This window comes from Bacillus sp. FJAT-29937 (assembly GCF_001509555.1).
GTDB lineage: Bacteria > Bacillota > Bacilli > Bacillales > Cytobacillaceae > Cytobacillus.
Map to the genome: position 1 here is coordinate 349076 of NZ_LMAS01000001.1, position 22875 is coordinate 371950.

Annotated in this window: 23 protein-coding genes; 3 read left to right on the forward strand and 20 right to left on the reverse strand. The window is 38.8% G+C overall.

From position 1 onward, the window contains the following. The first annotated feature begins 88 nt into the window (after positions 1 to 88). Positions 89 to 1138 (forward strand): M42 family metallopeptidase, encoded by a 1050-nt coding sequence (locus tag AR328_RS01705; protein ID WP_066288574.1) that lies wholly within the window; start codon positions 89 to 91, stop codon positions 1136 to 1138. A 57-nt stretch (positions 1139 to 1195) separates the two neighbouring features. Here the strand turns inward: AR328_RS01705 and AR328_RS01710 are convergent, their stop codons facing one another. From AR328_RS01710 to AR328_RS01740, 7 genes are all read right to left on the reverse strand, one after another. Further along, complete coding sequence (locus tag AR328_RS01710; protein ID WP_066288579.1) at positions 1196 to 1963, reverse strand: C40 family peptidase; 768 nt, start codon at positions 1961 to 1963, stop codon at positions 1196 to 1198. Between the two features lie 259 nt (positions 1964 to 2222). Next, positions 2223 to 4109, reverse strand: a complete 1887-nt coding sequence (gene selB, locus AR328_RS01715; RefSeq protein WP_082677113.1) for a selenocysteine-specific translation elongation factor — start codon at positions 4107 to 4109, stop codon at positions 2223 to 2225. Between the two features lie 2 nt (positions 4110 to 4111). Continuing rightward, positions 4112 to 4822, reverse strand: a complete 711-nt coding sequence (locus AR328_RS01720) for a diphthine--ammonia ligase (RefSeq protein WP_066290119.1) — start codon at positions 4820 to 4822, stop codon at positions 4112 to 4114. A 92-nt stretch (positions 4823 to 4914) separates the two neighbouring features. Continuing rightward, positions 4915 to 8049, reverse strand: coding sequence for an AAA family ATPase (locus AR328_RS01725; RefSeq protein ID WP_066288584.1), 3135 nt, complete (start codon positions 8047 to 8049; stop codon positions 4915 to 4917). Next, a complete protein-coding gene (locus tag AR328_RS01730) occupies positions 8046 to 9191 on the reverse strand; it encodes an exonuclease SbcCD subunit D (protein WP_066288587.1) in 1146 nt (381 codons plus the stop codon). Before AR328_RS01730 ends, AR328_RS01725 begins: the two co-directional genes overlap by 4 nt. 235 nt (positions 9192 to 9426) lie before the next feature. Next, positions 9427 to 9627, reverse strand: coding sequence for a cold-shock protein (locus AR328_RS01735; RefSeq protein ID WP_066288596.1), 201 nt, complete (start codon positions 9625 to 9627; stop codon positions 9427 to 9429). Between the two features lie 200 nt (positions 9628 to 9827). Further along, positions 9828 to 9965: a YvrJ family protein gene (locus AR328_RS01740; RefSeq protein ID WP_066288600.1), complete on the reverse strand. Its 138-nt coding sequence runs from the start codon at positions 9963 to 9965 to the stop codon at positions 9828 to 9830. Between the two features lie 196 nt (positions 9966 to 10161). Here AR328_RS01740 and AR328_RS01745 point away from each other — a divergent pair, with 196 nt between their 5' ends. Beyond that, a complete protein-coding gene (locus tag AR328_RS01745; protein WP_066288603.1) occupies positions 10162 to 10440 on the forward strand; it encodes a phage holin family protein in 279 nt (92 codons plus the stop codon). A 303-nt stretch (positions 10441 to 10743) separates the two neighbouring features. Next, positions 10744 to 11901 (forward strand): thermonuclease family protein, encoded by a 1158-nt coding sequence (locus AR328_RS01750; RefSeq protein ID WP_066288606.1) that lies wholly within the window; start codon positions 10744 to 10746, stop codon positions 11899 to 11901. 103 nt (positions 11902 to 12004) lie between these two features. Here the strand turns inward: AR328_RS01750 and AR328_RS01755 are convergent, their stop codons facing one another. The 13 genes from AR328_RS01755 to AR328_RS01815 all read right to left on the reverse strand — a co-directional run bounded on the left by AR328_RS01755 (position 12005) and on the right by AR328_RS01815 (position 22873). Next, entirely contained in the window at positions 12005 to 12571 is a 567-nt protein-coding gene (locus tag AR328_RS01755) for a Uma2 family endonuclease (protein WP_066288609.1), read from the reverse strand. 150 nt (positions 12572 to 12721) lie between these two features. After that, positions 12722 to 13669 (reverse strand): malate dehydrogenase, encoded by a 948-nt coding sequence (gene mdh, locus AR328_RS01760; protein ID WP_066288614.1) that lies wholly within the window; start codon positions 13667 to 13669, stop codon positions 12722 to 12724. 54 nt (positions 13670 to 13723) lie between these two features. Then, positions 13724 to 14110, reverse strand: coding sequence for a BMC domain-containing protein (locus AR328_RS01765; RefSeq protein ID WP_066288617.1), 387 nt, complete (start codon positions 14108 to 14110; stop codon positions 13724 to 13726). A 2-nt stretch (positions 14111 to 14112) separates the two neighbouring features. Beyond that, positions 14113 to 14394 carry a EutN/CcmL family microcompartment protein gene (locus tag AR328_RS01770; protein ID WP_066288623.1) on the reverse strand — a complete coding sequence of 94 codons (282 nt, stop codon included), beginning with the start codon at positions 14392 to 14394 and terminating at the stop codon, positions 14113 to 14115. After that, on the reverse strand, positions 14385 to 15077 hold the full coding sequence (locus AR328_RS01775) for a hypothetical protein (protein WP_066288626.1): 693 nt from the start codon (positions 15075 to 15077) through the stop codon (positions 14385 to 14387). Before AR328_RS01775 ends, AR328_RS01770 begins: the two co-directional genes overlap by 10 nt. After that, positions 15074 to 15727, reverse strand: a complete 654-nt coding sequence (locus tag AR328_RS01780) for a phosphate propanoyltransferase (RefSeq protein WP_066288627.1) — start codon at positions 15725 to 15727, stop codon at positions 15074 to 15076. Before AR328_RS01780 ends, AR328_RS01775 begins: the two co-directional genes overlap by 4 nt. Before the next feature lie 31 nt (positions 15728 to 15758). Beyond that, positions 15759 to 16052, reverse strand: coding sequence for a BMC domain-containing protein (locus AR328_RS01785; RefSeq protein ID WP_066288628.1), 294 nt, complete (start codon positions 16050 to 16052; stop codon positions 15759 to 15761). 16 nt (positions 16053 to 16068) lie between these two features. Continuing rightward, positions 16069 to 17598, reverse strand: coding sequence for an acetaldehyde dehydrogenase (acetylating) (locus tag AR328_RS01790; protein ID WP_066288633.1), 1530 nt, complete (start codon positions 17596 to 17598; stop codon positions 16069 to 16071). 34 nt (positions 17599 to 17632) lie between these two features. Then, positions 17633 to 18286, reverse strand: coding sequence for an ethanolamine utilization microcompartment protein EutL (gene eutL, locus AR328_RS01795; protein WP_066288634.1), 654 nt, complete (start codon positions 18284 to 18286; stop codon positions 17633 to 17635). Between the two features lie 12 nt (positions 18287 to 18298). After that, entirely contained in the window at positions 18299 to 19342 is a 1044-nt protein-coding gene (eutC, locus tag AR328_RS01800) for an ethanolamine ammonia-lyase subunit EutC (protein WP_066288635.1), read from the reverse strand. Between the two features lie 12 nt (positions 19343 to 19354). Beyond that, complete coding sequence (locus tag AR328_RS01805) at positions 19355 to 20719, reverse strand: ethanolamine ammonia-lyase subunit EutB (RefSeq protein ID WP_066288641.1); 1365 nt, start codon at positions 20717 to 20719, stop codon at positions 19355 to 19357. Between the two features lie 17 nt (positions 20720 to 20736). Further along, on the reverse strand, positions 20737 to 22182 hold the full coding sequence (locus AR328_RS01810; protein WP_197414403.1) for an ethanolamine ammonia-lyase reactivating factor EutA: 1446 nt from the start codon (positions 22180 to 22182) through the stop codon (positions 20737 to 20739). 190 nt (positions 22183 to 22372) lie between these two features. Continuing rightward, positions 22373 to 22873: a EutP/PduV family microcompartment system protein gene (locus tag AR328_RS01815; RefSeq protein ID WP_066288647.1), complete on the reverse strand. Its 501-nt coding sequence runs from the start codon at positions 22871 to 22873 to the stop codon at positions 22373 to 22375. Between the last annotated feature and the right edge of the window lie 2 nt (positions 22874 to 22875).

Consider the following 22875-nt stretch of genomic DNA (forward strand, 5'->3'; position numbering starts at 1 on the left):
AAGCATGCCTCTTATTCATTTAATAAGAATGTATAAAGCAGTATAATAGGAAAGATTCATGATTTTTTATAGAGAGGGGTCCATACATATGTCATATCCGAATACAGATGAGATTTTTCAATTAATTTCTAAACTTGTATCCATACCAAGTCCATCAGGAAATACAAATGATGTCATTACTTTTGTCGAAAGTTATTTAAAAGAATTAAAGGTCGAAACAAAAAGAAATCGCAAAGGCGGTCTCATTGCAATGATTGGCGGCCAGGATGATACGAAACATCGAATGCTTACAGCTCATGTCGACACACTTGGTGCCATTGTTAAGGAAATTAAACCGAGCGGAAGGTTAAAGCTTGACCTAATTGGAGGCTTTAAATATAACTCAATTGAAGGGGAATATTGCGAGATTGAAACGGCATCAGGAAAAAAATATACTGGGACAATTTTAATGCACCAAACGTCCGTCCATGTTTACAAAGATGCAGGCAAGGCTGAAAGAAACCAGGACAATATGGAAGTGCGTTTAGATGAAGTAGTAAAAAATGCTGAGGATGTTCGTGCCTTAGGAATTGAGGTCGGAGATTTTGTCTCTTTTGACCCTAGAGTGGAAATAACACCGTCAGGATTTATTAAATCAAGACATTTAGACGATAAGGCAAGCGTAGCCATTCTTCTGGAATTAATTAAACAAATTAAGACAGAGAAAATCGAACTGCCTTATACTACCCATTTTTTAATCTCTAATAATGAGGAAATTGGTTATGGGGGAAATTCAAATATTACCCCAGAAACCGTTGAATATTTAGCTGTTGATATGGGAGCGATCGGTGATGGTCAATCTACCGATGAATACACAGTGTCTATTTGTGTAAAGGATGCAAGCGGACCTTACCACTATGGTTTAAGAAAAAGACTAGTCCAGCTGGCAGTGGAAAACCAAATCGATTATAAACTAGATATTTATCCATTTTATGGATCAGATGCATCTGCCGCAATTCGGTCAGGTCATGATATCGTTCATGGATTAGTTGGACCTGGTATTGATTCATCCCATGCTTTTGAACGAACTCATAAGTCTTCCATCAATCATACAGCTAAATTACTATATCATTACGTGCAATCAGAGATGATAGAATAAACATCAGTAAACCAAGCCTTTGTTAGTGGCTTGGTTTACCTTTTGCTGCAAACTAATTTAAAAGGCCGTTTTCGCACCTAAGTAACGGGATTTCCAGTATGTAAGAGTCATATCGCTAATAGTGACCCCAGTAGACGATCCGGAGTGGATGAATTTATTGTTTCCTAGATAAATTCCTGCATGAGATGGACCGGCTGAGCTAGTATTAAAGAACACAATATCCCCTATGTTTGGAGATGAAACTGGCTTTGTGGCATTCCAAATGTTTAAGACAGTTCGCGGAATAGGTATTCCAGCATGATTAAAAACATAGTTTAAGTAGCCGCTGCAATCAAATCCCGCAGGTGAGCTCCCTCCCCAAACATATGGCACTCCTATATATTTCTTCGCTTCAGCAATCATAGTTTCAACCTTTGATACTGCGCTTCCTTTATTTTGACTAGCAGGTGCCTGTTGAACCGTTAATTTTTGCCCTGCATAAATGACGTTAGAGCTTAAATTATTCATAGACATTAACTGCGAAACAGATAAATTATTGGCAGTTGCAATTTTCCAAAGAGTATCACCATTTTTGACTATGTATGTAACTTCTTCATGAGTATGTGGTGCTAAAAGACTCAAACTTTGGCCAGGATAGATAACGTCATCTAAAAGGCTGTTCCATTCCATAAGCTGACTAATAGATAGATTGTTTGCTAGAGCAATTTTCCAAAGCATATCGCCCGGTCGTACTTGATAAGTCAATTCGTGAGCACTTGCAGGATTCTGAAATGCAGTCAATACTAACCCGGCTGCTGCAGTCATTGTCAGTAGCTGCTTTCTCATGGTGACCACTCCTTATTTTTTCTTATACACCCTTATTTTAGTAATAAATCTATTAAAATCCTATATGTATAAATTGGCTGTGTTGGTAGTTTAACCCTGTGGATATCAAAATTGGGTTTAATGTAAAATCTGCCTAAGTATTCATAGGTATTTATCCCTAAATACAAGATCTAATTAACTATTAAATAATTAAAGCAAGCAAATTATTTGTTACCACGAAAAAAAGAAGCTGAATAAGAAATCAGCTTCCCTCATGAATTTATACTCTATCTTGCCACACCCTTTTATTATCAACTCTTTTTGTATAACCTAAAGAGTCTAGCTTCTCTAGAAATGGGATCATATACTTACGGGAAAGATCGAGGATGTCTTTTGCATCACTGACTTCAAATTCTGTATTCGTTCCCGCTCTTAATTGTTCGACAGCTTTATTAAAGTGCTCCGCATGCCAATAGAATTGTCCATCAAGTGAGATTACTTCGTCGATATCAGTCAGAAATTTTGTTAAATCTAGATTTAAATCATTCGGAATACCGGCTTGTGATAGATAATCGTTGAAATGCTTAACCTTTAATCCGTCTTTTTTCAAATCTGCCAGCATATTTTCAGTGCGCTTTTGCCAGCTTTTTGGTACATGTGATATAAATTCACTTAAGAAAACAAATTGGTCCTTCTTACCGAAAACATTTGTTTCAATCCCGTGCTCTAACACAAAGTCTACTAGTTTTTTAGGGTATTGTTTACTAAATAATTGCAAGAACTCAGCCCTATTCATCCCTGTCTTCAAAGGACTTTCACTATGGAAATCCCGTAAGAGAGCTATCATGTCTTTTTCAATCGATTCCTTGATTATTAACAGGGTATACTCTTTTCCGCCAAAAAAGAGAAATTCTTCATCCTGTAAATAGTTATGCAGCTCTTGTTCCGCAATGGAGGTTCTTTTCAAAATCTCTTGAAACGGCAAACTTTTTGCCTCATAAAGGGCAGCATATATTCTTTCTTTCGGTGTACCTTCTTTTTTCTTTTCAAGGTCATCAACTGTCTTTTGCCCAAATCGATATTTTTCACCTTTAGGATCAATAACCCAGCCGCCGCCAATCGTTTCCTGAGGGCTTGGACGCCTTAAAATAAAGCGGTCCCCTCTTTTCGTGACAACCTCTTCGTCCAAGCGGATTTGACAAAGGATTTCTTCCTCTTCCGTCTTAATTTCATTACGGTCAAATAATACTATCCGCCCCATAACCTCAGCTGTTCCAATATGGCATTTGATTGGCATCCGCTGCTTAATCATGTATTCCAAATCTCCTGCAAGTCTAAGAGCGACATCAATCGTTTGCGTCACGATAAAATGCTCTGAAGAGACTAGCACATCACCACGCTCTATGTCATCCTTTGCGATTCCGGACAAATTAATGGCAGTTCGCTGACCCGCATAGGCGCTTATAGCCGGTTTATGATGGACCTGAAGCTGCCTTGCACGAGTTTCCAGCCCTTTTGGCATAATCATTAATGGTTGTCCTTCCTCTACTGATCCCTCATAGACAGTTCCTCTAACTACTGTACCCTGCCCTTTCACAGAGAATACTTGATCAATTGGCAGACGAAAAGCACCTCTACTATCTCTAGGCTCATGTTTTTTTAATTCATGAATAATGAAATGTTTCAAATCCATTATGCCTTGTCCAGTTAAACTATCGACAAGCATAACTTTCGCATCTTCAAATACCGTACCTTTTAGTTCATCTAATATATCATCCTTAACAAGGTCGATAAAATCATTGTCGACGCGATTAATTTTTGTCACTGCAATAATTCCATTCTTAATCCCTAATAAACCGAGTATATGTAAATGCTCCCGTGTTTGCGGCATGACTCCTTCATCGGCCGCGACAACGAGTACAACTAAATCAATCCCAGCTACTCCAGCAATCATCTGTCTAATAAAGCGTTCATGACCTGGAACATCGACTACTGAAATTTCCAGCTCTTGATCCTCATATAAAGGAGCAAACCCAAGTTCAATTGATATTTGCCTTTCCTTCTCCTCTTTCAATCTGTCTGTATCAACATTTGTCATTGCTTTCGTAAGCGTTGTCTTCCCATGGTCGATATGACCCGCCATGCCGATTGTGAAATATCTTTTCATATTCAAAAGCTGTCACCTGCCTCTGTATGGCTATGATCCTTTGTCTGTAGCTCGTACTGGCTAAATTCCAGTTTCTTCGTAGTCTCTAATTGAATAATTTCCGGATTCTTAAGAATAATTTTCTGCTTAAACAACGGTCCATCATATACAAATGAATGATATTCGCCCGATTCACCCATCGGACACATTTGCTTTGTCTTTACGTCTTCAAAAAATGAATAGTCCAGCTGCCTTCCTAACCATGTTTCATCTAGAATGTCCTCGCGTATACGAATAACCGTTGCCTTATAACCAGATTGTAGATAATTCTCAAGCATATTAAGAGCATCTTCCTGCTTTCCCCATAACGGATATATCGCTTCAAGACCAGCTGATTCTGCCATCTTTTCTCCCCACTCACGATGCCCTTGTAAATACAAATCACCGAAGGCGATGCCATCAAGTTGATACTTTTCTTTTAATATAGCTAATTTATTGATGAAGCTATCAGTATACTTCTCAAAGGTGGTGGAAATAAACTCTACAGGGATATCCAGGCACTCTCCTTGTAGTCTCACTAATTCTAATTTTTCACCATGTCCAAATGTTCTGCCCAATTCAATCGGCACGGTCGTCACTAAACAAACGACATCAATTCCATTCTTTGTTAATACATCAAGACCGAGACAGCCATCTTTTCCACCGCTCCACGATAATGCTACTCTTTTTTTCATAGTCATCATCCTTCTATCTAATTTATGCCAATGCATAAATTGTAATCCTAAAAGAAAGGATTGAATCATCAGATTCGCACCTTTCCATGATGTTAAGTTAAAAATTGAAACTCTGTCTGACTTCCTGTTTGAGTTGCAATCACTTCAAGACGGGCATCTATTCTTTCCTTAAGCTCAGGAACGTGGGAAATAATTCCAACTAGTCTTCCGCTGCTTTGTATATCCATTAAAGCCTCAATCGCTTGATCAAGTGATTCTGGATCGAGAGTTCCAAATCCTTCATCAATAAACATAGTTTCCAATGAGACTCCGCCGGCATATTGTTGAACAACATCTGCTAACCCTAATGCAAGAGCTAAGGCCGCTTTAAAGCTTTCTCCTCCAGACAAGGTTTTAACATGCCTTTCTTGTCCCGTATATTGATCAAAAACAAGAAGTTCTAAACCGCTTTGTATATTCCCTTTCGATCGGTCGGTTTTCCTTAACAATTCATATCTTCCACTCGTCATTTTTCTCAATCTTCCATTTGCTTCTCTTAAAATGCCATCAAGAAAAGCAGCTAATACAAATCGCTCAAAAGTAACTCGGTACGTGTTTTGTCCCTTTGCGATGTCATATAAATGACCAATTAACTTATACCTGTCTTCCAATGCTTTCATACGCCCATTAATTTCATTTATTCTTTCTGCTGTTTCTTCATTATGTTTTTTCTTCATATATAAGTCTGTATATTCCTCTTGAAGTAAACGAATATGTTCCTCGTTTTCTTTAAAGGATTCACTAATCTGTTCTAAATTAGGCATTTCTACGTCTTTTAACAGCATAGAAAGCTCTTCAAAACGGTCCTGAACGGATCGCAGCTCTTCCCGGTAATTCCTTAATGATTGATCAAGCATCTGTATTTCCTGTTCAGACTTTTTCGATTCATTGTATTCTGTGTACGTTCCAAAGCCTTGATCATTCATCTTCTGAACAAAAGCTTCTTTTTCCAGAGTCAATCTTTCTTTTATTCTTTCAGCCTGTTTTTTGATTGTTTCATATTTAGCCGATTCTGCGAGGAATTTTCCCTTTGTGTCCTGATATTGCTGCTGCATAGTTTCCAAAAGATTTATTAATTCCTCATGCTTTTTAACGGCGTTTTTCAACCGTGTTGCATAAGCATCAGCTGAATGTAAATCAGGAGGTATTTTCGCAATCATTCTAGTTAAATTCGTTTTCTTCTCTGTAAAATGAATGGTATCGTTATTTATTTGTTCCATATTCAATTGAAGCTGCTTTGAAAATTTCTCCCTATCCTGCTCCAATAACTTAAGCTCGTTTAAACATGCTGGCATTTTCGCTTGTCTTTCGGATAATATGCTCTGATTATGGACAAGTTCGTTCCTCTCCGCCAATATCGTTTCTTTCACCATCGTTAAAGAATGAATAGTCAGATCATCACGCTGATTCTTCATTTCTCTCAGCTGTAAATCTAGTGCTTCTTTTAATGAATTAACAATAGACTGTGAATCATAAAAAGCTGATTCAGCCTTTGCTTTTTCCTTTTCAAGCTCATCTGCCTGTTTTTTTGCGGCTTTTAAATCTTTTTCATCAGGGACAGAATCTGATAGTACTGCTACATTTGGGTGATCCATTGATCCGCAAACAGGGCATGCTTCGCCATCATGAAGCTTATTTGCTAGCAGACTAGCTTGTCCATGCAGCCATTTTTGTTCCAGCAGGTCGATCGTTGCCTTTGCATCAGCTAATCGTGAAACAAATTGATCATAATAACCTTTTCGCTTATCAAAATTCAAATTTGCCTGATCATAACGGAGAACTAGCTCTTCGTACTTATTAAATCTTTGCAATTCTTCTTCTAATTTCTCTAATTTTTGGGCATTTTGAAGAAACGTTAGCTGTTCTCTTTCAATCTGTTGTTTTTCTTCTTGTAAAAGAAGGATGGCTTGTTCTGATTTCTTTAAAGAATTGTCCAGCTGTGACTTTTCAATTTTTCTTTCTTCAAGGGCTTTTTCAAGCAACTTGACCTCTTTCTTCACAACGGAAAGAGATTCAATGTCTTCTTTCATATTATGAAGGGAACTGATTTCCTCGGCTAAAGCCTTCCTCACATCTTCTCGGTTTTTTTCTTCTTCCCATTTCTTTTCATGTTCGTTTAATAGATCTGAAAGTGACGTAATCTTTGCGTTTATCGACTGAAGCTCTTTATTAGCCTCATCTGACTCTTTTTTCAAATGATGACAAAGCTCTTCCTGCTGAGCAAGCACGGCTGCTTTTTGGGCTAGATAAATTTTTTTCTCTATTTGAATATAAGCTTCCTTTTCATTTTGAAGTACGGTCTTCCGTTTTTCTAATTCGTCTTTTGCCTTTAGCTGTTTAACAATGGTCTCTGCTTCAAAAAGCTTCTGCTGAAGTAAATCCCGTTTTTCTTGTTTCCCTTTTAATTGATCTGCCAGCCTAGCCAACTCTCCAGACATACATTCCATTTCTAACTGTAATAAAGGCATGATGAGCGTATCATTCACACTACCTGCATTCAAATACCCTTTTAGCTCGTCATTAAATATAGCAGAAATTTGCTGAATGGCCTGGTCTCGATTTTCAATTTGCTTCTCAACGGATTTCTTTAGATTGACCGCATCTTCTTTTAGCTTTTCCTCGATCCGCTTATACACTTGCGTATGGAAAAGCCGCTGCAAAATAACTTCCTTATCCTTACTCTCTGATGTGAGCAGCTTTCTGAATTCTCCTTGGGGAATCATGAGGATTTGCCGGAACTGATTGCTGTCAATAATCATGATTTCTTTAATCTTTTCATCTACATCACGTATATTTGAAGCGAGAAGCTGTTTTTCCCCATCCCCATTAATCATATACAGTTCAGCTTTTGCACCAATCGTTGTGAATCCGTCCCCACGTTCCTTCTTCTTCTCCTGTTGAGGGGATCTCGTTATAATGAACGTCTTATTTCTTAAAGAAAACTTTAGTGTTACCTCAGTTAATAATTCATCCCTTGCAAATTGACTTCTTAATTCTGGTCCATTTCGATCTTCTCCACTTGCTTTTCCATAAATAGCATAGCTAATTCCATCAAAAATAGTCGTTTTTCCCGAGCCGGTTTTGCCAGAGATGACAAACATCGTCCGATTTCCAAGCATTGTAAAATCTATCGTTTCTGTTCCTGCGTACGGCCCAAACGCCTGCATAATTAACTTTAAAGGTCTCATATAGCTGCACCATCCTTCAAAGCTTTTTCAATAACATCCGTCATAACAGCCTTCTTATCATCGGTAAATTCTGAAGTTGTCATTTCTTGATAAAATTGCTGAAAAAGTTCAAGCTCAGTCTTTTTCTCCTCTTTCACTGAAGTGAAAAACTGTTTCTTTTTCATATCAGTGATGTCGATTTTTCGCTCAAGATGCAGGATATTTGGATAGATTTTCCTGAGCTTATTAATAGGATCTAATAAAGCGCCTTCGTCATGGAGAATGATTTTTAAATAATCATCAACCATTTGCTTCTCGTAAAAGCCTGGATCCATTATTTCATCCAAAAACCCTTCTATTTCCCTCATATCTTTTTGTGGAGAAAGTTTACGGACCCGCAAATCAAAATTTCCCTTATCATCCATTTCAATTATGGAAACAGACTTTTCTTGTTTTGATTCAGAAAAAGAATATTTTAGAAGGGAGCCGGAATAACGAATTCTATCATGTTTAAGAGCATCGGGACTATGCAGATGACCAAGTGCTGTATAGGAAAATGGTTCAAATAATTCTGCTCCTACGCATCCAGACCCACCAACTGAAAGAGTTCTCTCCGACTCGCTTGTTTTTCCACCAAGTACAAAAGCATGTCCTACGAGTACATTTGGCTCATTGGGATTCAAGGAATCTTCAATTTTTCCGATAACCTTCTTCATCGCGTCCTGATGCGTATGAATGGTGTCGTCTGCGAATAATTGCCGAACAATTCCCGGCTCCGCATATGGGACAAGATAGAAATTAACACCATTTATATGTATTGGCACAATGTTAGAATCTAGCTTTCCTGATAAATAAAACCGGCTTTTCCGGTACCATGAGCTGCCAAAAGACAATCGTTCTGCACTATCATGATTTCCGCCGATTGCCACTACAGGTGTATTTAACTCTACATTGATTTTGAATAATATGTCATTGAGCAGTTCAACTGCCTCTGTAGGTGGTATCGAGCGATCATATAAATCCCCAGCGATAACAACAGCATCCGGCTTCTCTTCCGCAACAAGATCAACAAATTGCTTCAAAAAATAGCGCTGATCCTCTGTCATATAGATTCCATGTACAAGCTTTCCCAAATGCCAATCTGCTGTATGAATAAATTTCAAAATCTTCACCTTCTTATCTTTATATATTCATAGTCTCAAATACACTCATTATATCAAATTTAAGTTTTTATTGGTTTGGAATAAAAGTCTGAGGAATTAATTACTAGGTGGATTACGAATACACGAACGTATGTACCCATTATAGCATACAATACTGAAATATTCCTAACTTTTAATAATATTTTATTAAAATAAAAAACAGCCCTACAAAAGCAGGACTGTTTATAATTTATGATTATAGTTTGTTTACGTTAGCAGCTTGTGGTCCACGAGCACCTTCAACAACTTCGAAAGATACTTCTTGACCTTCTTCTAATGTTTTGAAGCCTTCAGTTTGGATTGCAGAGTAATGTACGAATACATCGTTTCCGTCTTCACCTTCGATGAATCCGAAGCCTTTTTCAGCATTAAACCATTTAACTTTACCGTTTTTCATGTAAAAAAATCCTCCTATAGGCTGATGAAAGCCATGTGTTAATTCACCATTCACAACGATTATAGCTTTTACTCTCATTACTCATCCAAACAAAAGAATTCTTTGGAAAATTTGCTTTCAAAAATATAATGCGATGCATAACGGCTGATTTAAATTTAGCATTTTTGGAATTGAAAGTCAATAATTGTGAATTGCTAGACTTACTCCTTTAAACGGTCTGGAAGACCCTGAATGGAATTAACGACTACGTCTAGCTTTGCTTCTATTCTGTGCAGCAAAAATAGCGTCACAATGATCGGAAAGCCAACTTCGCTTATTAATGGTAAGAGCTCCTCCATTACTCCGCACTCCTTTCTTCGATTATATTAAAATTTGCCTATCACCTCCTGTACATTCTATATATAGTTTCTGACCTAAAAAGGATATGGCCGCTTTGAACAACCCCTTATCTACACCAAATTTATGGGATATAAAACAAGCCAGATTGCTTGAATCGCATAAAATATATAAACCTGGAATAGGAGGTGACTTTTTTTGAATCTAATTGATTATTTAAACCAGAATTATATAATGCTAGTACCTGCCCTTTGGGTGTTAGGGTTTGCGCTTAAACAGACTCCAGCAATCCCTGATTGGTTAATTATTTGGATACTCTTTATTGTATCGATCACTATCGGAAGCGTGGCATTTGGATTTTCTATAGATGGGCTTATAAACGGGATTACAGCTGCCGGAGTTGCGGTGTTAGGACATCAAATGTATAAGCAAACAATGGTTAGGAATCGTTCGAATAAAAGTAAAAAAGGACATTAAATGGGAAAGGCCTCCGTTGAAGAGGCCTTTTTATCGTATCAAAAAAATTACCGTTCATGGAAATGAACGGCAAAGTGTAGTTCACAAGACCTAAGGGAGGAGATCTTTCCATATTATTGTATTAAAATTGTGCAATTTGGCTTGGACAATCCCTTCCGCATTTTCATTATTTTTTCAAACCACTTACATATTCATAAAATTTATACATTTCTAACAAAATCACCAAATGACAAAAAACATGTATAATTAACATTGATTGCATTCTTATGTTAGAAACAAAGATTTAGGAGTGAGGAGAATTAAATGAAGGTCTTAAAAGGAATCATACTGGCTATTATTCTTTTATTCATGTTAATCATGGGTATTGCAGCACCACTTGCATATATTGGGACAGCTGTGTTTTTATTTGGGCTATATTTGTCTAATCAAAAGAAAAAGGGAAACACAATAGTTAAGAAACCAGGATTGATTGTAACAGGAGGATTAATCTTGTTTTTCGTTCTAGGGGTTTCCTTTGCTGACACAACTGAAACAGAAGATAAAAATAACGATAAACAAGTAGCAAGTACAACTGCACAAAAAGATTCTGCCGAAAAAGAAGCGGCGGAAAAAGCCAAGAATGAGGAAGAAGAGAAAGCTAAAGCTGAAGCAGAGGCTAAAGCAAAAGAAGAAGCGAAAGCTGAAGCGGAACGATTAGAAAAAGAAAAACAAGAAGCTGAACAGAAAGCAAAAGAAGAAAAAGCTAATAGCCTAGGATTAGAACTAGTGTCGATTAGCAGAGTTGTAGATGGAGATACAATCGAAACATCAGATGGCAGAAAAATTCGCCTTGTAGGTGTGAATACACCTGAGTCTACTACGAAAACTGAAGAATATGGCAAAGAGGCAAGTAACTATACTACTTCAAAGCTCGAAGGGAAACAAATATATTTACAGAAGGACGTTTCAGATACCGACCGCTATGCTCGTTTTCTGCGAATTGTTTGGCTTGAAATTCCAACAAACGATATGGATGAAAATGAAATTCGAACAAAAATGTTTAATGCGGATCTTGTTTTAAATGGATATGCAGAACCATCTACTTATCCGCCTGACGTGAAATACAGTGATTTCTTTGTAAAATTTGCCCGCGAAGCGAGAGAACAGAATACCGGATTATGGGCATTCGGACCAGAAGGTACTACAAAGGGCGACCTGGATTCCAAACCAACAGCATCCAGCAGCAGCTCTTCTGCTAACAAGACAAATAGCAACACAAGTAACAATACAAATAACAACACAAAAACAAGTACAAATACGAATACAGGCTCCACTTCCACTGCCCCTTCAAGCGGCGGCAGCGAATCATATAAAAACTGTACGGAATTAAGAAAGGTTTATCCTAACGGAGTTCCTTCTGATCACCCTGCCTACGAATCAAAGCATGACCGAGACAAAGACAATTGGGCATGTGAGCGGTAAAATAAAGCTTTAAAAAACACTTGGAGAAAATATTCCAAGTGTTTTTTATCTATTCCTACTGGTATCTTAAATATCCGATTTGTTGAAATTTACTATTCACAACTTAATCCGTTAAAACCTCCTCTAAATTCACACTAAAGCCCTCTAAAAGCTTCGATGTAACTCTTCCAATCTCAGCTTTCATGTCATGTTGTTCATACATTTCTTCATCGTTAAGAGCAAAAACTGTAATCGCATTTAACATCGGATTTACAATCCAGTATTCTTGAACACCATAGTTCATATATAGATTTAATTTAGTGATTAAATCATGTGTTTGGTTAGAGGGACTTAAAATTTCTATGATCAAATTTGGAACCCCGATATACCTTTTGTCAGTAAATCCGCTCTTTTCACAAATGACAGTCAAATCTGGTATAACAATTTTTGTTCCATCAATTTTTTCGTTTTTCAATTCAATATCAAACGGTGCATGAAACACTTCGCAAGGCTTTCCCTCAAGAAAATTACCTAATTTTATATGAAGCTTACTAGAAACTCTTTGATGCTTTGTTGCGGGTGAAGGAGACATATACACATATCCATCGATGTACTCTAGTAGTTCCTCAGACTTTTCTCGAATCTGGAAATATTCGTCTACGGAAATTGGATCCTTTCGATATAGATTCACTCGTTATCACTCCTAATCGAATTACCTATCTTCATTTTATCATGGGAAAAATTATTAACAATTCGAAAGTCATCCGAAAAAAAAAGAGAAGCACATACGCGCCTCCCATCACTATCTTAATATTTACTTAAAAGTTTAAGCACATTTTAATTATTTTGCTGTTTTTAAGATTGACATAACATTTTGAACCGAATTAACTGATTGATCTAATGCGGCTTTCTCTTCCTGAGTCAAAGGAATTTCGATGACACTTTCAATCCCGTTGCCGCCTAAGATTGTTGGTACTCCAAGGTAGATATCGCTGTACCCATATTCACCCTCTAAGTAAGCGATGGAAGGCAGGATACGTTTCTTATCTTTTAAGATTGCTTCTGCCATTTGTACCATCGATGCTGCTGGTGCGTAATAAGCGCTTCCTTGGCCAAGTAAGTTGACGATTTCCCCTCCGCCTTTTCGAGTTCTTTCAACGATAGCTGCAATTTTTTCTGCTGAAAGAATTTTATCAAGAGGGATCCCGCCTGCATAGGAATATCGCACTAATGGAACCATGTCATCTCCATGACCACCAAGGACAAAACCTGAAATATCTTCGATTGACACATTTAGTTCCTGTGCTACAAAAGTATTGAAGCGTGCCGTATCTAATACACCAGACTGTCCAATTACACGATTTTTCGGAAAACCAGTCGTTTTGTAACATACATAGGTCATTGCATCTACCGGATTGCTTAAAACAATAATATAGCTATTCGGTGCATGTTTTTTTACATTCTCAGAAACTTCGATCATAATTTTTTCATTTGTCGCAACTAAATCATCACGGCTCATTCCGGGATTTCTCGGAAGTCCAGCGGTAATTAATACGAGATCTGCGTCCTGAATATCTTCATAATTGGATGTACCAATAATGTTGGCATTAAAGCCTTGGACTGGACTGGCCTCTAACATATCAAGTGCTTTCCCTTTCGTTGGGTTCGTTTGAGAAGGGATGTCCACTATTACAATGTCGCCAAGTTCTTTTTGAGCCAGCATTAAAGCAGCAGTAGCACCTGTAAAACCTGCTCCGATTACTGCTATTTTTCTGCGTATAAAAGCCATTTTTTCTCCTCCGTTCAATTATTTGGTTTTTTAAGCCCCATTTACTGTTGGAGGTTACTTTTCTTCTATACTATCATTCTCTTTATTTGATTTCTCTTTTGTTGCTTTATTGGAGCGTTTTGTTGCTGAAGGAAGTTCCGAACCTTTCTCCTCGGGCTTTTTTGCTTTTTCATCCTTTAATAACACATTATTGACATCCTCATCTGGATGTGGGATTACGTGGGATGATACAAGCTCACCAACACGTGCTGCAGCTGCTTTCCCTACTTCAACAGCAGCTTGAACGGCGCTTACGTCTCCTTGCACAAGTACGGTCACAAGTGCTGCATCAATTTTTTCTTGCTTGACCAGCGTAACATCAGCTGCTTTCAGCATGGCATCAGCTGCTTCGATGCTACCGATAAGTCCTCTTGTTTCAATCATTCCTAATGCTCTGCCCATACTTATTCACCTCTCTCTGTTCCCGCATCAATCGAATCAATAATCCCAATAATAAGGGCGTCAATAGGCAAGTTTGATGCATCAGACATATTAGCTGCCGCGGTTCCACGCGTTACAAGGACTCTGTCGCCATTACCTGCACCAATTCGATCAACAGCAACAAATGGAGATTCCACAGCTTTGCCATTTGGTAATTCAGGTTGAACAATTAAAAATTTCAAGCCTCGTAAGTCATCTTCTTTCCTTGTAGCCCAGACATTACCGATTACAGTCCCTAATTGCATGAACAAATCGCCCCTTTTGGATCAATTACCTTGATGCTCTTTCCCAATTCCCGTGCTGTATCACGTGCCAATGGGGTGATAATCGTATTTTTGTCAACCAGTATCTGGTCACCTACATAATCTTGTACATCTCTATGTGTGATGAGTTTCTTCTTCTCGTTAGCTTGGCTTTTTTCAGAATAAGTTTTTAGAATTTCCTTTTCCTTATTAAGAAAAGAAGCGATTGATTCCACTTTCACACCTAATTTTCCTAATGTATCCTTATATCCTAGCAATTGAGATAAATAAGCTCGATTAGGACTATTTTGATGGTCATTAAATATATACCTTTGCAAATAGTCCGCTGGTATTAACGATACAGGAACATACTCAAGAATACAGTTCGAAAGCAATTCACTCTCATGTGTATCACTTATTCCAAGGGCACCTTTTACTAATAAATCTTGTTTTGCATTTAAGAAAATAACCTTTGATACTGTATGCATTTCTAAATTTTCGATGGAGTCAAAAAGAATAATATTCCACTTTGATTCAATGGCTAATAAATCCTTTTGATTTAAACTCTTTTGATCTCCAACTATTAGTAGATTTTCTTTAGATCTATCAATAGATTGATTTTCTGTGATATTTAGATTCTTTATGACTTCCAGCACGATTTGTTCAATCAATTTGCGATCCATCATACTATTCCCTCGTATTTTTTAAGTTTCCCCATCGTTTTTCCCGTAATAAGGCCTGCGTTCGCTTCATCTGTATCGACATGCATTTCAAGCTTGTACCTAGTGGAAACCCGAATTAAAACTTTCCCAAGAGTGACGGGACGCTCACCATCAACCTCTATTTTGACATATTCCCCATTCTCCACTCCAAATGATGCAGCATCTTCAGGATTCATGTGAATATGAGCCTGTGCGATGATTAGACCTTCGCTTTTATAGATGCTGCCTCTTGGACCGACAAGCGTAATAGGAGCAGATCCCTCAATATCACCCGATTCTCGCAGAGGCGGTTTCAATCCTAATTTAACAGAATCAGTCCGACTTACCTCTACTTGGGTAATATGACGCGCAGGACCAAGAATGCGCACTTTTTCGATGCTCCCTCTTGGTCCTACAATGGTAATCGTTTCATTGGCGGCAAATTGACCAGGCTGTGATAAATCTGCCTTTTTCGTTAACTCATATCCCTCACCAAATAGGGATTCTAGGTCGCTTTTACTTAAATGACAATGTCGAGCAGAAACAGCCATTGGTACGGAAGAATGATTTGCCGTTGCTCCATTTAACTTTGCAAGGACTTCATCCACAATCGATTGAATGGCATGTTCATTCATGTTTCATGCTCCTAACTAAATATTCTACTATTTATTCTTTAATATCGATCTTTGGTAAAATGCTTTCTAATTCGTTATGTGGGCGTGGAATTACATGGACAGACATAAGCTCGCCAACACGTGTTGCTGCTGCTGCACCAGCATCAGTAGCCGCCTTCACTGCACCTACATCGCCGCGTACTAGAACTGTTACAATTCCTCCACCAACATGAACCTTACCTACTAAATGAACATTCGCTGCCTTTACCATTGCGTCAGCTGCTTCCACAGATGCTACTAAACCTTTAGTTTCAATCATTCCTAATGCTGTTAATTCTCTACTCATTTTAATTTCCTCCTAATTAGTTAGTTTGATATTTTTGGACTACTTGATTAACCATTTCAGCAATAACTTTTGCATCTACCTTACCTAATGGTGATACTTGCTTTAGTACTTGGTCAACAATATTTTCAATATCATTATTGCCAGTCACTTCTTTTCTTTCTTGCACAGTGGAATTGGATGGCTTAGGAATGCTAACTTCCTTAATCCCATAAGCCATTCTCTTTATATTAAGGAGATGACGTGCTGTGACGTTATCTGAAGTAATATTTCCTCCAAATGAACCGCAGCCAAGTGTTAATGATGGTGTTAAAGCTGTTGTTGCCCCAACTGCTCCAATCGATGAAAGGGTATTTACCATTAACCTGGATACAGGCATTTCAAGAGCAAATTCTTTTGCTACAGTATCATCTTCTGTATGAAGGGACAGGCTATGTCCTCTTCCCCCTAGATTTAGAAGCTTTAAGCAGTATTCCTTTGCTTCTTCATAGCTCTTAGCGGTATATAAGGCAAAGATTGGCGATAGTTTTTCAATTGAAAATGGAACATCCTTACCAACCCTTGTCTCTTCGGCAATTAACACTCTTGTGTCAGCAGGTACAGTGATACCTGCCATTTGAGCAATCTTTACTGCAGATTGTCCTACAATATTTGGATTTAATTTTCCTGGGGCAGTACAAATCACTTTTTCAACAAGAACTTTTTCCTCGTTATTAAGTAAATAAGCTCCATTATTCTTCAGTTCACGAATAACCATTTGCTGGATATTACGGTCTACAACTAAAGCTTGCTCTGTTGCACAAATTGTTCCGTTATCAAATGATTTACTATCAATAATCATTGATACAGTCTTAGAAACATTTGCCGTTTTCTCAATATAGCAAGGAACATTTCCAGGACCTACTCCATAAGCAGGTTTGCCGGAGCTGTAAGCAGCCTTTACTAATGCGCCGCCACCCGTTGCTAGAATGACATTCACATCTCTGTGCTTCATTAATTCGTTCGTAGCAGGCATGGATGGCTTAGAAATCCAGCCAATTAAACCTGCAGGTGCTCCGGCTTGAACAGCTGCTTCATGACAAATTTTCAATGCTTCAACGGTGCATTTAACTGCACGTGGATGTGGGCTTACAACAATTGCATTTCTTGTTTTTAGAGAAATCAATGTTTTAAAAATCGCAGTAGACGTTGGGTTTGTTGTTGGAATGATACCTGCAACCACGCCGAAAGGATATGCAACTTCAGTTACTTTATTTACTTTGTCCTCCCGGATAATCCCAACTGTCTTTTCATCCTTAATTGATTCGTAAACAGCCATGGAACCGACTTCGTTTTTAATCTTTTTATGTTCGACGATACCCATGCCTGTTTCCTCAACTGCCATTTCAGCAAGCTCATGGGATTTCGCAAATGCGGCTTGGGCAACACGTTTGACGATTTCATCAACCTGTTCCTGCGAATAAGACATGTATTTCAATTGCGCTTCCTTGGCAAGCTTAACGGCATTTCGCATTTCTTGCAGCGACTGGAGATCATGATCAAATTGCATCATAACACACTCCTCTCTTTAAAAATATAAAACTCTAATATTTAATCGGGTTTTGAGCAATTTCCAAAATGGCATCACGGAAAGCATCCGCGGCTGCCTGACAAGCTGATTGGGAGCCTGTCAGCAATCCCCCGCCAAAGTTAGTTTCAGACGGCGGTCCGAAAAACTTAACCATTTTAACATCAGCTGCCTTCATCGCAGCATCCAATCCATATACAGCTTCCAATGGCGGAGCGATAAGATAGGCTAGTGGTTCCCCTTGCCTAATTCCCGCTTCCTTAGAAAGATAGGAACCTGTTCTTGATACGACATGGGCATACAAGGCATGTGTCTTTTCATGGTTTAGTGCTTCGAAATAAGCATCCGATTCAGCGGTTTGAAGCACTGCATCCATCCCGCTTTTTACTTCATCTGGTGAAGGTCCGGCTAGAATTCCAATCATCTCACCCGATAAAGGTCCGGAAGCATGACCGGATCCAGCATAAAAGGAACGGGCATAAACTACTTCTACGGCCGCTCTTTTCGTTGCTTCGTCAAGTGCGGTATAGCCAATATCATCGACCGTAGAGGTGAATATGGCTAAGCTTCGCTGGTGTGGTTCAAGACTAAATTGCTTCGCCAAATCTGGGTCAACATTTGGAATAACCCGAACGGCTAAAATATCAGCGTGAATACGTTCTAAAGCCAAAATCCTTCCCCCCTAGCTTTCCTTTTGTACAAGTGACACTCCACTAGCTTCATATTTTAGTATTTTTTGAATAACAGTTCCGAGATAGGCTCCAGCCTCTACAGGCGGAATACCACCTTTGTGGATATTCGAGATGACCATTCGATCTGCTTCAATTGTTCCTTTTTTCGGTTCATAGCATAGATAGGCACTCAATGACTCTGCACTAACAAGTCCTGGTCGTTCACCAATGAGTAAGACGACTACTTTTGGGTTTAGCAGTTCGCCTACATCATCCATAACCGCAACTCGTCCTTTTTCGATATAAAAAGGAGTACCCGTATCAATGCCTAAGCTCTTTAATGATTGCTGAAGGGATAAGTATACATCCTCAGCATTTTCTTCAACTGCACTCGAGCTTAGTCCGTCCGAAACAATGATTTGAACAGTGGGTGCCTTTTTGCATTTTTCCTTAATAACCTGCTTCGCTTCTTCAGAAAGCTTGCGTCCATAATCAGGACGGCGGATGTAAACCTCTTTATCGCTTACCATCGTGCTTACTTTAAAAAGATCAAGCCGTTCTAAAAGATCCTTATTTACATCCCCATACACAGCATCGACAGCAGCTGCGTGATCATAGCGGAATTTCAACCAAGTGCTCGTCTTCGGCCTCAAGCCTGCTCTTCCAACTCCAATTCGAGCAGGAGTCTTACTAATGAGATCTTTAAGGTCTTCCGGATTTAATGGGTTTTCAATTCCGGAGACTGGATAAACAGCTTGCTCATGCTGCTTTTCTTTCCGAGCAACAGCTTCTTTCTCACTTGAAGATTTGGATGGCTTGGTATCAATGTAATTTCGAATTTCAACCTTCCCATGAGCCCGTTCCTCATCCGTTTTCAAGCTAGGTACATTATCAATTGAACGATATGTACTTTTAGCTTCTGAACTTGATGTATGATCCCAAAACTTAACTGCCGATTCAGTTCTATTTAAGGTTCCATTACCATCAGTGCTGCTTTGTGCTTGTATCTTTTCAACAATTAGTTTTGTAACTTTTTCAATTAGCTCAGGATTCATTTCATTCAACTCCTATCGTGAAAAAATGGTTGGATCCCCAGCGATTTTACTCAGCTTGCCATTTTCATAGATCCCCATTTTTTCGAGCCATTCATTAAAGATTGGGGAAGGGCGTTTGTTCAAAGTTTGTCTTAATGTTGCTACATCATGATAGCTTAGCGATTGATAATTCAACATACAGTCATCACCCATTGGAGTGGCGATTACAAAGTTCACACCAGCTGCGGTAAGCAACACACTAAGATCTTCAATGTCATTTTGATCTGCTTTAATATGGTTCGTATAGCAGATATCCACACCCATTGGAAGTCCATGCATTTTCCCCATGAAATGATCTTCTAAACCAGCACGAATGACTTGCTTATTGTTATAAAGGTACTCAGGACCGATAAAGCCAACCACAGTATTGACAATATATGGATCATAATAACGAGCAAACCCGTAATTCCTTGATTCAAGCGTCATTTGGTCAATTCCGAAATGTGCTTCAGCTGACAATTCAGAGCCCTGTCCAGTTTCAAAGTATAAACGCTGTGGACCTGTACCTGTTCCTAAAGTCCTAGCCATATCGTTGGCTTCCTCGAGTAAGGATGCTGTAATGCCGAAGGAACGGTTCGCTGCCTCTGTTCCAGCAATGCTTTGGAAAATCATATCTGCAGGTGCACCTTGTTCAATGGCCTTCATTTGCGCCGTTACATGAGCAAGTACGCAATTTTGAGTTGGAATATCCCATTCATTAATAAAATCATGTGTAGCATGAAGCAAGCGCTTTACACTTTCAACAGAGTCATCAACAGGGTTTATTCCGATTACCGCATCCCCCATCCCATAGGATAATCCTTCCTTCAAAGAGGCAATCATCCCCTCTACACTATCAGTTGGATGGTTAGGCTGAAGCCGAGAAGCTAGTGTACCTTTATATCCGATTGTAATATTGCATTTTGTTAAAATTTCAATTTTATTGGCTGCATGAACAAGATCAAGGTTTGACATAATTTTCGCCGCAGCAGCAATCATTTCACTATTTAACCCAAGACTTAATCTTTTTAAATCTTCCCCAGTAGTCAAATCGCTCAATATATATTCTCGAAGCTCTGCAACTGACCAGTTTTTAATTGATTGATAAACAGGTTCCTTAATTTGACTTTCAATAATCCTGGATACTTCATCTTGTTCCGGGGATAGTAATGGGTTTTCACGAATATCAGAAAGAGTCAAATAACTAAGCACTTCTTTAGCGGCAATTCGTTCCTGGACGGTTTCTGCTGCTACTCCTGCCAAACGATCTCCCGATTTTTCTTCATTCGCCTTCGCAAATAAATCTTTTAACGAAGTGAATTGATAGACCGTTCCTAAATAGTTGGTTTGCAGTTTCATAGAAAACCCCTCCTTTCTTAATGATGAAACGTTAATGTTTTAATTACCACTGGTACCACGCTCGTTTGCAGCAGGTTGCCAATATCAATATAATCACCGTGTTCAACACGAATTTGGTCGATACAAATAATACTTTGGGAAGGGTTCTGAACTTTCAGGGTTTGGCCGAGAACCTTCGCATGATCACTTTCCAAAACAATAACTAATGGTTGGCTATGATCAGGTTTTAATTGAATTGATTCCAATATGGAAGCGGCCATTTCTTGGATGTCTCGAAATCCTAAATAAGGGATTTCCGTTAAATACAAGGCAAAGTTCTGACCTTCTAGCTGTGGGTCATACATTTCAACCGCCTGTTTAACAGCTTCAGGTAACTTTTTCAAACCTCCTTTTAGGTCATGTCCAAAAGCTACTTGGTAAACTGGAAGATTTCGAAGCGGCAAATCACTACTTTCAACATGGATGGTTGCTCCGCTAATTTCAGTCGTTTGTGTTCCAGCCCCTAGGACAGTTGCTCGTACGGTTTCATCCGGGCTCACCCATGACCAGTTAGATAGCTCCTTACTTTCCCTTAGTGAAGCTGCGAGCATTTCTCCAATATCGTCATATTGTGCTGTTTCAAAAGCAAGATCTTCATATTGATAGATACACTCGCTTATGCCACCAGAAAACATGATGACATCAATGTCTTCATTCCAGTTTGGCTCGTGACCTAAGAGCAGCGGCCGATCCGAATCTCGTAATTGCCGACTTAACATGCGCGAAATGACGGACGCCATATAATCAGTAAGTGCTTTGATTTCAGGCAGATTACGAGTATCTCCATTCTTTACTGCAATCCCCCACTGTTGAAACAACTTTTTAATCGGAGGTGAAACACTTTGGACGTAGTTTCCTGCAAACTCTATCAATCTTCCGCCAATATGTAATGTACATGTTCCGCAAAGCTTTCCCGATTTATAGACAGCAACATTGGCAGTCCCTCCGCCAATATCAATATTAGCAATCACTTTACCGGTTTTTTTCGAATACTCGTAGGCACCAGACCCTTTTGCGGCTATGATCCCTTCTAAATCTGGTCCGGCTGTCGCAACTAGAAATTCACCAGCGTGATCAGATAGGTAGTGAACCATTTCTTGGGCATTTTGCTTCGTTGCCGTTTCTCCAGTAATAATAACAGCACCTGTTTTAATATCACGAGGCGCGATTCCAGCCTTCTGATATTCTTCCTTAACGAGTGCTTCCACCGCCTTAATATCAATCGCAGTTGCTGACAATAAAGGAGTCCGGTAGATGGGGCTGCGATGTAATATTTCCTTATTAACAATTTCAATCCGGGGCATATGCATCCCGCCAGCCATATTCATAAGGGAGAATTTGCTGATGACCATCTTTGTCGTACTCGTCCCGATATCAATACCTGCACTAAGAATTTCCTCTTTTTGAGGTTCGTATCGTTTGATGATTATCACCTCAATTTCATATGCGGAATCGACATTGAATCCATAATTTTTTAAAAATTAAAATAAAAAAAACGCCCTATACGAACGATCATTTTCATGACTGTTCATATAAGGCGTCTTTGCCTAATAAATTCTTTTGTATAGTTAAACTATAGTCTATTCTATCAATTTTGTAAAGGGTTTCATTCCTTTATACGAAAATTACAACCCCGTCTGTGATAGAATCCGTATATTCCTTCATCTCCTGCAAGGAATGGCATTTTACAAGACTTCTAATCTCTTCTATCCCTTTTCCGGAAATAGAAGAGGAGATGACAATCGGTCCTCTTGGAATGACTCTTTTCAAATGATTAATGGCTGCATGAATGTCCGCTTTTTCGGAATCGCCCTTCGTTACTACCCCAATTGGAAGCTTATTAAAGCCGGTGCTGAATCCTGGGGGAAAGATTGAATTTTGTTTCGTTGCATCTTGTAAATACAACACATGGGTTACCTCAAGAGCAGTTGCCATAATATTTTTATAGAAAAAAGGATTTTCCGTATATTCACCGGGTGTATCGACAATCCAGTCATAATAATTTAATGCTTGAGTTTTTACCGCTTCTGCCTTTCGTTCAAGGAGAGCATTTGTTAAGGTTGATTTCCCCGCCCCGATTGAGCCAATTAGCATCGCCCTATTTTTCTTCGTCATCT

Bases quoted from the DNA above. Each gene is read 5' to 3' on its own strand.
- AR328_RS01780 (WP_066288627.1), bottom strand. From the start codon at position 15,727: ATGAATGAACATGCCATTCAATCGATTGTGGATGAAGTCCTTGCAAAG.
- AR328_RS01815 (WP_066288647.1), bottom strand. From the start codon at position 22,873: ATGACGAAGAAAAATAGGGCGATGCTAATTGGCTCAATCGGGGCGGGG.
- AR328_RS01790 (WP_066288633.1), bottom strand. From the start codon at position 17,598: ATGCAATTTGATCATGATCTCCAGTCGCTGCAAGAAATGCGAAATGCC.
- AR328_RS01710 (WP_066288579.1), bottom strand. From the start codon at position 1,963: ATGAGAAAGCAGCTACTGACAATGACTGCAGCAGCCGGGTTAGTATTG.
- mdh (WP_066288614.1), bottom strand. From the start codon at position 13,669: ATGGCTTTTATACGCAGAAAAATAGCAGTAATCGGAGCAGGTTTTACA.
- AR328_RS01720 (WP_066290119.1), bottom strand. From the start codon at position 4,822: ATGAAAAAAAGAGTAGCATTATCGTGGAGCGGTGGAAAAGATGGCTGT.
- AR328_RS01775 (WP_066288626.1), bottom strand. From the start codon at position 15,077: ATGATGGATCGCAAATTGATTGAACAAATCGTGCTGGAAGTCATAAAG.
- AR328_RS01785 (WP_066288628.1), bottom strand. From the start codon at position 16,052: ATGAGTAGAGAATTAACAGCATTAGGAATGATTGAAACTAAAGGTTTA.
- AR328_RS01735 (WP_066288596.1), bottom strand. From the start codon at position 9,627: ATGAAAAACGGTAAAGTTAAATGGTTTAATGCTGAAAAAGGCTTCGGA.
- AR328_RS01805 (WP_066288641.1), bottom strand. From the start codon at position 20,719: ATGAAACTGCAAACCAACTATTTAGGAACGGTCTATCAATTCACTTCG.
- AR328_RS01740 (WP_066288600.1), bottom strand. From the start codon at position 9,965: ATGGAGGAGCTCTTACCATTAATAAGCGAAGTTGGCTTTCCGATCATT.
- AR328_RS01765 (WP_066288617.1), bottom strand. From the start codon at position 14,110: ATGGGCAGAGCATTAGGAATGATTGAAACAAGAGGACTTATCGGTAGC.
- AR328_RS01750 (WP_066288606.1), top strand. From the start codon at position 10,744: ATGAAGGTCTTAAAAGGAATCATACTGGCTATTATTCTTTTATTCATG.
- selB (WP_082677113.1), bottom strand. From the start codon at position 4,109: ATGAAAAGATATTTCACAATCGGCATGGCGGGTCATATCGACCATGGG.
- eutC (WP_066288635.1), bottom strand. From the start codon at position 19,342: ATGAATCCTGAGCTAATTGAAAAAGTTACAAAACTAATTGTTGAAAAG.
- AR328_RS01725 (WP_066288584.1), bottom strand. From the start codon at position 8,049: ATGAGACCTTTAAAGTTAATTATGCAGGCGTTTGGGCCGTACGCAGGA.
- AR328_RS01770 (WP_066288623.1), bottom strand. From the start codon at position 14,394: ATGCAATTAGGGACTGTAATCGGTAATGTCTGGGCTACAAGGAAAGAA.
- AR328_RS01705 (WP_066288574.1), top strand. From the start codon at position 89: ATGTCATATCCGAATACAGATGAGATTTTTCAATTAATTTCTAAACTT.